This window comes from Streptococcus sp. C150 (assembly GCF_000187445.1).
Lineage (GTDB): Bacteria > Bacillota > Bacilli > Lactobacillales > Streptococcaceae > Streptococcus > Streptococcus raffinosi.
The window spans coordinates 1,505,417-1,517,069 of the sequence record NZ_GL698449.1 but is presented as its reverse complement, the minus strand read 5'-3'; the positions used below and the strand labels follow the sequence as shown (position 1 = coordinate 1,517,069).

Below are 11,653 nucleotides of genomic sequence, written 5' to 3'. Positions count from 1 at the left end.
ATAGCAAGGATTAATGGTTGTTAGTGCTAAGTAAATGATAATTTTTGCTTAGCCCCAACGACTGGCAGATAGATAAGAAAGGGACGTCTTATGAAATTACTTTATACGGATATGTCTCAGGATTTAACAGAAATTCTGACGGAGCAGGCGACCAGCCATGCTCAAAAGGGAAAGAGAGTCTTTTATATTGCTCCTAATGCCCTGTCATTTGAGAAGGAGCGTAAGGTCTTGGAGTACCTGCCTCAATCAGCATCCTTTGAGATTACGGTGACTCGTTTTACACAGATGGCTAGGTATTTTATTCTCAATACGAGTAATCCTAAAACCCAGTTGGATGATACCGGTCTGGCCATGATTTTTTATAAGGTGCTGTCGCACATGGGTGATGATGAGCTCAAGGTTTATGGTCGTTTGCGTAAGGATAGTAATTTTATTAACCAATTGGTGGATCTTTACAAAGAGTTGCAACAGGCCAATATGACGATTCTGGATTTGCAGTATTTGGACCAAGCAGAGAAGCAGGAGGATTTGGTAAAGATTTTCAGTGCGGCTCAAGACCTTTTGTTGGCAGGAGATTTTGATAATCAATCCAAGCTCAGCGTCTTCTTTGAGGAAATTAACTCGGGACATTTAGATAAGGCATTGAGCCATACGGTTTTGGTCATTGATGGCTTTACCCGTTTCTCAGCTGAGGAGGAAGCTCTGATTGCCCTCTTGAATGAGAAGTGTCATCAGATTGTTATTGGGACTTATGCCAGTCAAAAAGCCTATAAGGCTAACTTTGTCTATGGCAATGTTTATCAGGCCTCAGTGGATTTTTTGAGGACTTTAGCTCAGACCTATAAGGTGACACCAGATTATGTAACGACGGACAAGGAGGGCAATCCTTCTTTTGCACGTATCAGTCACCTTTTGGAGAGTCGTCATGATTTTAGTACCATAGATGAACAGCTGACTGATCAGGACAAAGAAGCTCTGCAAGTTTGGGAAGTGGTCAATCAAAGGGAAGAAGTGGCTCAGGTTGCCAAGAGTATTCGTCAGTTACTAGCGGATGGCAAACGTTACAAGGATATCTTAGTCTTGCTTGGTGATGAGGAGAGTTACAAGCTTCAAGTGGGTCAGATTTTCCGAAAATTTGACATTCCCTATTATTTTGGTAAGGAAGAAACCATGTCCAGCCATCCTTTGGTGCAGTTTGTGGATTCGCTAGAGCGTATCAAGCGCTATAATTATCGTGCTGAGGATTTGCTTAACCTTGTAAAATCTGGTCTTTATGGTGGATTTACTCAGGAGGACTTGGACCTTTTTGAATATTATGTCAATTTTGCAGATATCAAGGGGCGTCACAAGTTCTTGTCTGATTTTACGGCCAATAGTCGTGATAAGTATGATTTGGATCGTATCAATGCCTTGCGCTCACAACTGGTAGAGCCCTTGGACAAGTTACTTAATAGTCGTAAACAAAAGGGTTCTAGTCTACTCAAGAAACTTGTGGCCTTTTTAGAGACTGTGCAAGTGCCAAGTCAGATGGCTGCTTTGACTGCCAAAGCCAGTGAGGCTGAAAAAGAACAGAATGAACAGGTCTGGAAGGCTTTCACCCAACTCTTGGAGCAGATTGAGACTATTTTTGGAGACGAATCGCTGTCAGTGGACGACTTTTTGTCTATTTTGCGTTCAGGGATGTTGGCCTGTGATTACCGTACAGTCCCAGCCACAGTCGATGTCGTCAATGTGAAGAAATACGATTTGGTCCAGCCACATTCAGCTCCCTATGTCTTTGCTTTGGGCATGACCCAGTCACATTTTCCTAAGGTCGGGCAAAATAAGAGTCTCTTGTCTGATGAGGAACGCAGTCGTATCAATGAGGCGACGGATGAGCACAGGAGTTTGGATATTGTCACGCAGAGCAACAATCAGCGGGGGCATTTTGTGGCTATGTCGCTTTTCAATGCGGCTAGTGAACAATTGGTGCTCAGTCAGCCACAAATTCTTAATGAGACGCTGGATGACATGTCGGTTTATTTGAAAGAGCTGCTTGACCTTGGTATTTCTTTGGTTGAGAAGGGACGCAACCGTTTTGAAGCTAAGGGTGACCAGATTGGGAACTACAAGGACCTCCTATCAACTGTCATTGCCCTTAACAGCAGTCAGCTAGATGCTGATTTGGATAAGGAAACCCAGACTTTCTGGTCAGTTGCCGTGCGTTATCTCCGTAAGCGACTTGATAAGGATCAAGTCTTGATTCCAAATGTCATTGACGATGTGACGACGACCAAGGTGGATGATCAGGTTATGCAGCTGGTCTTTCCGGGGGAAGAACCACTGAAATTATCAGCTTCGGCTCTGACGACCTTCTATAATAACCAATATCTTTATTTCTTGCGTTATGTTTTGGGGCTTGAAGAGTTGGAGTCCATCCATCCAGATGCTCGACACCACGGGACTTATTTGCACCGTGTCTTTGAGCGTGTTATGGGGGATTCTTCGTTAGAAAACTTCGATGATAAATTGGAAAAGGCTATTGCTCAGACCAATCAGGAACAACCCTTTGAACTTCTCTATACAGAGGACCAAGAGAGTCGCTTGTCTCGTCAGATTTTGGAAGATATCGCCCGTTCAACTGCCAGTGTTTTGCGTGACAATGCGTTTGTTAAGGTTGAGCGTGAGGAAGCCAAGTTTGATTTGCTCTTAGCAAATAGCATCAAGATTACAGGGATTATTGACCGTGTGGACCGTTTAACGGATGGGGCTCTGGGTGTCGTTGACTACAAGTCAGGTAAAAATGTCTTTGACATTCAAAAATTCTACAATGGCCTCAGCCCACAGTTGGTAACCTATCTGGAAGCCCTCCGCCAGACCTATAAGGTTGATGCTAATCAGCTTTTTGGTGCCATGTATCTTCACATGCAGGACCCACAGCTTAACCTAGCTCAGTTTGGTCTGGATAAGCTAGCAGCTCATGCTCATAAGGAATTAACCTATAAGGGACTTTTTGTGGCTTCAGAAACAGAGCATCTAGCTGGTGGAAACTATGATTTACAAAAGACTGTCACCTATGACAAGGAGGACCTAGAAACCTTGCTCGATTACAATATTAAGCTCTTTACAAGTGCTGCTGAAGTTATTCGAAGCGGGAATTTTGCTGTCAATCCTTATACTGAGGATGGCAAGTCTGTTCAAGGGGATCAAATCAAGGCTATTACTCATTTTGAGGCCGACCGCCACATGGGACAGGCGCGAAAACTCTTGCGTTTACCAAGCAAGGGCAAGAAGGAAGCCTATTTGGAGCTGATGGCAAAAGATGAGGACGATAATGAGATGCAAGTTGCTGAAACTATCGTCCCCTTTCCAGTCACTGATCAAGCTGTGACAGCAGACAACAAAGACCAGGAGGACAACCATGTTGACTAAAGCTTTTTTAAGTCCAACAGAGATTAAGGAACGTATTGCCCAAGAAGCAGCTTCTGACAAGGAACGCAAGTTAACACCAGAGCAGATTGAGGCCATTTACAGTAATGGTAGCAATATTCTTGTGTCAGCTTCGGCTGGATCAGGAAAAACCTTTGTCATGGTTGAGCGTATCCTTGATATGATTGGACGTGGCGTTGGCATTGACCAACTCTTTATCTCAACCTTTACGGTAAAGGCTGCAGGTGAGTTAAAAGAGCGTCTGGAAAAACGTCTGACAGAGCAGCTTGGACAAGTTGAGACGGATGAAGAGCGTGCCTTTCTTTCAGATCAGATTGCCAAGATTGGGACGGCAGATATTGGAACTATGGATGCCTTCACCCAGAAATTGGTCAATCAGTATGGCTATCTCTTGGGGGTGTCACCTATTTTCCGCATCATGACGGACCCTGCCGAGCAGACACTTATGAAAAATGAGGTTTATGCTGATCTCTTTAACGATTTTATGCAAGGGAAGGATGCCCAGCTTTTCCAAAAATTGGTCCGCAACTTCGCAGGAAATGGCAAGACTAGTAAGGCTTTTCGTGATTTAGTTTACGATGTCTATAACTTTTCTCAGGCTACTGCAGGTCCTGAAAAATGGCTACGTCAAAATCTTTTAAAAGGGCAGGCAGAGGCCAATCCAGACAAGGCTAAAGCTGAGCTTTTAGAGGGTCTCAAAGATGGCTTGTTGGCTGATTTCTTAGCCTTTTTAAGAGACCATCTAGGCCTAGCTCAGCGTGAATTTGCCAAGGCCAAGTATCTGAATAATGTGTCAGATGCCATTATCCTTCTTGAGGGAGCCTTGGCCAATGACCAAACGGATATGGAGGACTTGCTCAAACAACTCTTGACTTTGTCAGGAGGTACTGGTTTGACCAATATGACCCGTCCTAAAGACGAGGAACTCAAGGCCTACAAGGAAGCTTACAACAAAACCAAAAATGAGTTTGTGACCCAGTTGCGGGAGGTTGATACCCAGCTAACGGTCCTCGAGGTTTTGACCAAGCATAATGATGACATCCTACCTCTGTTGGAGTTGCTTCAGGCCTTTGTACTTGATTTTTCGGACCAGTATTTACAGGCAAAGATTCAGGAAAATGCTTTTGAATTCTCAGATATTGCCCATTTTGCCATCCGTATTTTGGAGGAAAATCCAGAGGTGGCAGCCAGTTACCGTGACCGTTACCATGAAGTAATGGTAGACGAGTATCAGGATAATAGCCATACCCAAGAACGCATGTTGGAGCTCCTCTCTAACGGTCACAACCGATTCATGGTGGGAGATATCAAGCAATCCATCTATCGTTTCCGTCAGGCAGACCCTCAGATTTTTAATGGCAAGTTTCAGCTCTTCCTTGACAATCCAGATGCTGGTAAGCTGATTCTCCTAAAAGAGAACTTCCGTAGCCAATCTGAAGTTCTTGATGCGACCAATGGTGTTTTCAGCCACCTCATGGACCAGGAAATCGGGGATATCCTTTATGACAAGACGCACATGTTGGTAGCGGGTAGCGAGAAGCAAAAAGAGCCTCATCCTGAAAATGAGACTGAGGTTCTGATTTACAATAGTGATGAAACCGGTGCAAATCCTGACGAGGAAGGTCCAGATCAACCTATCAGCAGTGGTGAGATTTCTTTGGTTATCAAAGAAATCATTAAACTTCACGAGCAGGGAGTCCGTTTTGAGGACATTACCCTCCTAGCACCAACCCGTAACACCTATCTGGACTTGATGGCGAGCTTTGAGGAGCACGGAATTCCCTTGGTTCCTGACGAGTACAAGTCAAGTTATCTTGAGTCACTAGAAGTCATGATTATGTTGGACACCCTTCGTGCCATCAATAATCCTCTTAACGACTATGCCTTGGTTGCCCTCCTTCGTTCACCGATGTTTCATTTCAACGAGGATGATTTGGCTCGTATCGCTGTCCAGGCTGATGAGGGGCAATTCTATGACAAGCTTCTTGTAGCTTGCACTAAAACAGGGCTTCATCCGGAAGTTGTCACACAAGGACTTGATGCCAAGTTGACTCTTTTCACTGAGACTCTGGCAGATTGGCGTGATTACAGTAAGTGGCACTCGCTCTACGACCTCATTTGGAAGATTTACAACGACCGTTTCTATTACGACTATGTTGGTAGCCTTCCACGAGCTGAGCAACGCCAGGCCAATCTCTACGCCCTTGCCTTACGTGCCAATGCCTATGAAAAGACCGGCTTTAAGGGACTTTCTCGCTTTATCGGTATGATTGACAAGATCATTTCTAGCGGTAACGACCTAGAGGAAGTGACAGACTTGGTTCCTAAAAATGCCGTTAGCCTCATGACTATTCACAAGGCTAAGGGACTGGAGTTTAAGTATGTTTTTGTCTTGCAGATGAATCGCAAGTTCATCGGTCACAGCAAGGATGGACTGAGTGGTAAGTACATTATCAACCGTGAAAAAGGGATTGGCATTAAGTATCTAGCTGACCTCAAAGACCAGATAAACACCAATTTGCCTAAGTTGAATGTTGTTCTAGAGACCTTAACCTTCCAGGAAAATCGTAAGGAAGAGCGCCGAGCAAGTATCTCTGAAGAGATGCGTTTGCTCTATGTTGCAATGACTCGTGCAGAGCAAAAGCTCTACCTTGTTGGGAAGGGCAGTAAGGAAAAATTAACCCAGCAATATGGCACTGATGTTGAAAATAATCGTCTACCAGTAGTTCTGAGAGACCAACTATCTACTTATCAGGACTGGATTATGGCCCTGGATACCGCCTTTATGAGAAAAGACCTCAAGTTTGCTGTTAGCTTTGTTGAGGCTGAGGAGTTGACCCCAGAAGCTATTGGGCAGGTTGAAGTTCAAGCAACAGTAAATGCTGATGATTTATCTAACAATCGCCAGACGGAAGACATTAAGCGTGCCCTAACGGTCTTAGAAAGCGTTGAAAAACTCAACCAACTCTATGCATCAGCAATTGACCTACCATCGGTGCGTACTCCAAGTCAGCTGAAGACTTTCTACGAACCAGTTATGGATACAGAAGGTGTAGATATCATGGACAAGAAAGAGGAAGTCCAACCTCTTGAAACATCCACTACTTTTGAGCTACCAGACTTTGGCCAAAAAACGAAAGTTACAGGAGCTGCGGTTGGTTCTGCTACCCATGAACTCATGCAACGCTTGATTCTTTCTGATACTGTGACCCTCCAAGATTTGACTCAAGCTCTTGGGCGAGTATCTGCTGATGACCAAGTCAAGGCGCGTGTGCAGTTAGAAAAGCTTTTAGGCTTCTTTGACACCGAACTTGGAAAGCTCATTCTAGCTAATAGAGATAAGCTACGCCGTGAAGCACCGTTTGCCATGTTGGCAGAAGACCCAGCTAGTAAAGAAAACTTTGTCGTCCGTGGTATCATCGATGGCTACCTCCTTCTTGAAAATCGAATTGTCCTCTTTGATTACAAGACGGACCACTTTACTCACCCAAGTGAGATTAAAGAGCGCTACACAGGACAAATGAGCCTCTATGCCAAGGCTCTCAGTCAAGCCTACCAGGTGGACAAGGTCGACAAGTACCTCATTCTCCTAGGTGGAAAAGACTTGGAAGTCGTAGAAGTATAAGTTATCGCATAACCATTCTTTCATAGTGAGAGAATGGTTTTTGTCTCCCAAACCAAGTAAAAAAGACCGGTGTATCCACCAGTCTTTCCGATAAATTTCCATCAGTATTGTAAGTTCATTAAAATATTAGAGGATGGAAACGGTTATGAAAAAAGTATCTTGTAGGTCGCTTAGACCTACGAAGGTTATTATAACAAACTCATCTTAATCTAAACAAGGTTAGAAAAATTAGAAATAGACAGCATAAGTGTTACTAGTTTTTAATAGATGAACTCCGTAACGACAGTAAATACAGACAAAAACCGCCGGCACTAGACTGACGGTATTTGTTCCTTTTAATCGTAACATCAACTAATCAAAGGCACTACCCAATTGACCCAGACCCAGGAAATCGGCATGACCAGTATCATGGCTGGAATCATATCAGCGGTTGGAAATTGACGAAGTTTCATAATACGAAAACCAGTCGCAATCATAAGGAAGCCTCCACAAGCTTTAAAATCTCCAATCATGGCTTTTGTTGTTAGAGGGAGAATGAAACCAGCACTCACAAAGAGGAGGAAGAAAACGATAAATTGTGGAATGGCAATCATGGAAACAATGTAACCCAGACTACAGGAGAAGATCATAGCCGTGAAGAAATCTAGGATAGACTTGGAAATTAAGATAGAAGCATCGCCTGTCATCCCAGACTCAAGACTCCCGTAAATTCCTGTACCACTCGCACAAAAAAGGACGATAACTGTCAAGAGTTGCGCATAAAACTCATCGTGAGCCAGTCCGGTTTGCTTACTTGGCGTAATTTTGGACAAGCCTTTTTCCATAAGCCCAGCTCCCTTGTTGATGAGGTTTCCGAACTTTAGGGCCAGTCCAATAATAGTACCAATAACTACTGCAAAGATAACGGCAGGCATGTTAACCATATTCATAATAGCACTAATCCCCATAACCATAGAGGCTAGACTGAAGATGAGATTAAGGTTTTCCTTGAAGTCTTCTCTGAGATAGTCGCCGAAGAGCCCTCCAGAGATTCCTCCTAAGATAATTGATAGCGAATTGATGATAATTCCAGTTGGCATTAGTGCTTTACTCCCTCTTGATACTAAATACCATAAGTCTATCATTATCAAAGGATGAATGCAAAAACAGGAAGTAATATCAAAGACTTTCTTGAAATTGTACCTTTGAAATGATACAATAAATGAGAAATTAGTAGAAAACACTATCCAATCTTTTATTTAGCGGTTTTTAAGTTATTGTTTATGAAAAATAAGCTTACGAATCTAATTTTAAACCTAATAAAAAACAACAAAATGGCATTATAATTAAATAAGTGCTCAAGGAAGGAGAAAAGATGATTCGATTTGAACATGTGACTAAGCGTTATGAGGATAAGGATGCCCTCTCAGATCTTAATCTAGAGATTCGTGATGGGGAAATTTTTGGTCTGATTGGCCATAATGGTGCTGGTAAGACCACGACCATTTCTATTTTGACATCTATCATTGAGGCCAGCTACGGAGAGGTTTATGTTGACGATATGGCTCTTAGTCAGCACCGAGATGCTATTAAGAAAAAAATCGCTTATGTGCCAGATTCACCAGATTTATTTTTGAATTTGACTGCCAATGACTACTGGTATTTTTTGACACGTATCTATGATTTGGAAGCTAGTCAGGTTGAGGAACGTTTAACAGCCCTCATGACGACCTTTGATTTGACTGAAAATCGCTATAACCTCATTTCTTCCTTCTCACACGGTATGCGTCAGAAAGTTGTCGTTATCGGTGCTCTTTTGGTTAATCCACAGATTTGGGTTTTGGATGAGCCTCTGACAGGTTTGGACCCACAGGCATCCTATGATTTGAAAGAAGCCATGCGTCATCATGCCAAGGAGGGAAATAGCGTCCTTTTCTCAACCCACGTCCTGAGTGTAGCTGAGCAACTCTGTGACCGCATTGGTATTTTGAAGAAAGGAAAACTCATCTTCCAAGGTTCCTTAGCTGAGCTGAAAGCTAAGTACCCTGACAAGGATTTAGAATCCATCTATCTAGAAATGGTTGGACGCAAGGTCGAGGAGGTGTAGTCATGAACTGGAACCACGTTTGGGAGCTTTTCAAAATCAATCTCCTCTATGCGAATCCTCAAGCTGTCACTAGCCTTCAGAAACGTCAGGAGAAAAAGAAAAAAGCTAATTTCTCCATTGTAAATGCCATGCTCAGGCAGCAACTCTTGATTTTAATTCTTTTTACGGTGCTCTATAGCTACCTTTTTATCGGTGTTGATTACAAGGCCAACCCTGGTGTCTTAACCTTATATCTTCTGACCTTTACGGTTATGGGACTAGTTCAGACTTTTACCGCCCTTTATAGCACCTTTTATGACAGTAAGGATAGCAAGGTCTATCTGCCCTTACCTTTGAAACCATCGGAAGTCTTTTTAGCCAAGACCTTATCAGGTTTTATGACTGGGATGACTTTTATGGTTCCACTTCTTAGCTTGCTCATCTTAGCTTACTGGCAATTTATTGGTCCACTGGGGATACTTGTAGGGCTATTTGCCTTTGTCCTTTGTCTTTTTGTCAATCTCGTTCTATCAGTCCTTCTCTCCAACAGCATTGGGACTTTGATTGTTCGTAGCTCTCGTCAAAAGCTCTATTCGACTATCCTGATGACCCTATCAACCCTATTACTCATGCTGCCTATTATGTTGGTTAGTTTTATAAATGGTTATATTAAGGGTGCTGGACATGCCGATTTTCCTTTATTCCCTTACTTGCGAGGTTACTATGATCTCGTAACTGCCCCGCTGTCTATGGAGGCCCTCCTAAATCTTTACCTTCCTCTTGCCTTGGTGCTCCTCTTAGCCTATTGGTTTTATAAGGTCAGAATGCCTCGCTATTTCCACGAGGCCCTCTATAGTCAAAAAGCTAGTAAGGTAAAGGCCAAGGCTGTGACTCGTAGCCAGCGACAGGTCCTGGTTCGTCACCATTTATCTACCTTGGGAAATCCAACCCTTATTATTAATACCTATATGGTGCCAATCTTATATATGGTTATGATGGGTGGTGGAGCAGTCTTTTTGAAAGATTTAGGACCGGATTATTTTGGACTCCTGCTTTTAATCGGGATGGCCTTTGGCTTCTTTTCAGCACAACCAACCAGTTTTCTAGGGGTGGCGACTTCCTTAGAGGGGACAAACTTTGATTTTATTCGTAGTTTGCCAATCAATACGGGTGACTACCTTCGTCAGAAATTTTGGCTATTTTATAGCTTGCAAGTTGGTATTTCCCTCTTGTTAGGAGGACTTGGCTTGCTTTTCCTTGCTCACCTTCATCCCGTTTTAGTCCTTAGTTTCATCCTTGGATTCCTTGTCTCAACCTATCTGCTAGGAGGTTATTTCTTCGAGAGGGACCTTAAACTGTTGGAATTGAATTGGCAGGAAGTCACCCAACTCTTTAATCGAGGTGGTGGACAGTGGCTTTTTGTGGGAATTTTCATTTTTACCCTCATCGTTGCTGCCTTGCTAGGAGGTATTGTCTTCTTTGTCAGCAAGGTTTGGATAGCCTTTGTCGTTAATGCGATAACAGCTGTGGTTCTAACCTTAATTGCTCTAATGGTTTACCTTTTTGGAGATCGCAAGCGTTGGAAACGCATTAGAGCTATGTTTTTTGCTTAGACCAAATTGTTTAAAGAGTTTCTCCAAATAGGAGGGACTCTTTTTATGACAATTCCTTATATGCAAACTTATACATTAATATGTTAAAATACCTGAATTTAGTGTATAATCATAAATATGAAACGAAATTTTGACTCAGTAAAACGCCTGGTTATCAAAATCGGGACTAGCTCTCTGGTTTTGCCATCAGGAAAAATTAATCTTGAAAAAATCGATCAACTGGCTTTTGTGATTTCCAGCCTGCATAATAAGGGGATTGAAGTCGTCTTGGTATCTTCTGGTGCTATGGGCTTCGGTCTTAATGTCCTAGACCTTGACAAGCGGCCGGTAGAAGTCGGTAAGCAGCAGGCCGTCTCAAGTGTTGGACAGGTTGCCATGATGAGCCTCTACTCTCAGGTTTTTGCACATTACCAGACTAAGGTTTCTCAGCTTCTTTTAACTCGAGATGTGGTTGAGTATCCTGAGAGTCTCTCTAATGCCATTAACGCTTTTGACAGCCTTTTTGAACTGGGAGTGGTTCCAGTCGTGAATGAAAATGACGCTGTCAGCGTAGATGAGATGGATCATGCGACTAAGTTTGGTGATAATGACCGCTTGTCAGCTATCGTAGCTAAGATTGTAGGTGCAGACCTTCTGATCATGTTGTCAGATATTGATGGGCTTTTTGATAAGAATCCTAATATCTATGAGGATGCAACCCTTCGTAGCTATGTACCAGAGATTACAGAGGAAATTCTGGCCTCGGCTGGTGGTGCTGGTAGTAAGTTTGGTACGGGTGGTATGATGAGTAAGATTAAGTCTGCCCAGATGGTTTTTGAGAATCATAGCCAAATGGTTTTGATGAATGGTGAAAATCCACGTGACATCCTTCGTGTCCTTGAAGGAGCTAAAATCGGTACACTCTTTAAACAGGAGGACTAA

The 11,653-nt window shown here is 43.0% G+C and carries 6 protein-coding genes; 5 read left to right on the top strand and 1 reads right to left on the bottom strand.

From position 1 onward, the window contains the following. Positions 1–90: 90 nt before the first annotated feature. Positions 91–3,411, top strand: a complete 3,321-nt coding sequence (gene rexB, locus HMPREF0848_RS06870; protein ID WP_008535537.1) for an ATP-dependent nuclease subunit B — start codon at positions 91–93, stop codon at positions 3,409–3,411. After that, on the top strand, positions 3,401–7,054 hold the full coding sequence (addA, locus tag HMPREF0848_RS06865) for a helicase-exonuclease AddAB subunit AddA (RefSeq protein WP_008535536.1): 3,654 nt from the start codon (positions 3,401–3,403) through the stop codon (positions 7,052–7,054). The genes rexB and addA overlap by 11 nt, the downstream gene beginning before the upstream one ends. 347 nt (positions 7,055–7,401) lie before the next feature. Here the strand turns inward: addA and HMPREF0848_RS06860 are convergent, their stop codons facing one another. Then, a complete protein-coding gene (locus HMPREF0848_RS06860; RefSeq protein WP_008535535.1) occupies positions 7,402–8,133 on the bottom strand; it encodes a DUF554 domain-containing protein in 732 nt (243 codons plus the stop codon). 275 nt (positions 8,134–8,408) lie between these two features. Here HMPREF0848_RS06860 and HMPREF0848_RS06855 point away from each other — a divergent pair, with 275 nt between their 5' ends. The 3 genes from HMPREF0848_RS06855 (at position 8,409) to proB (ending at position 11,653) form a co-directional block, all read left to right on the top strand. Beyond that, positions 8,409–9,140: an ABC transporter ATP-binding protein gene (locus tag HMPREF0848_RS06855; protein WP_008535534.1), complete on the top strand. Its 732-nt coding sequence runs from the start codon at positions 8,409–8,411 to the stop codon at positions 9,138–9,140. 2 nt (positions 9,141–9,142) lie between these two features. After that, positions 9,143–10,732, top strand: coding sequence for an ABC transporter permease (locus tag HMPREF0848_RS06850; RefSeq protein WP_008535531.1), 1,590 nt, complete (start codon positions 9,143–9,145; stop codon positions 10,730–10,732). Between the two features lie 117 nt (positions 10,733–10,849). Then, the gene (proB, locus tag HMPREF0848_RS06845; RefSeq protein ID WP_008535530.1) at positions 10,850–11,653 is read left to right on the top strand and encodes a glutamate 5-kinase; all 804 of its coding nucleotides are present in this window, start codon (positions 10,850–10,852) and stop codon (positions 11,651–11,653) included.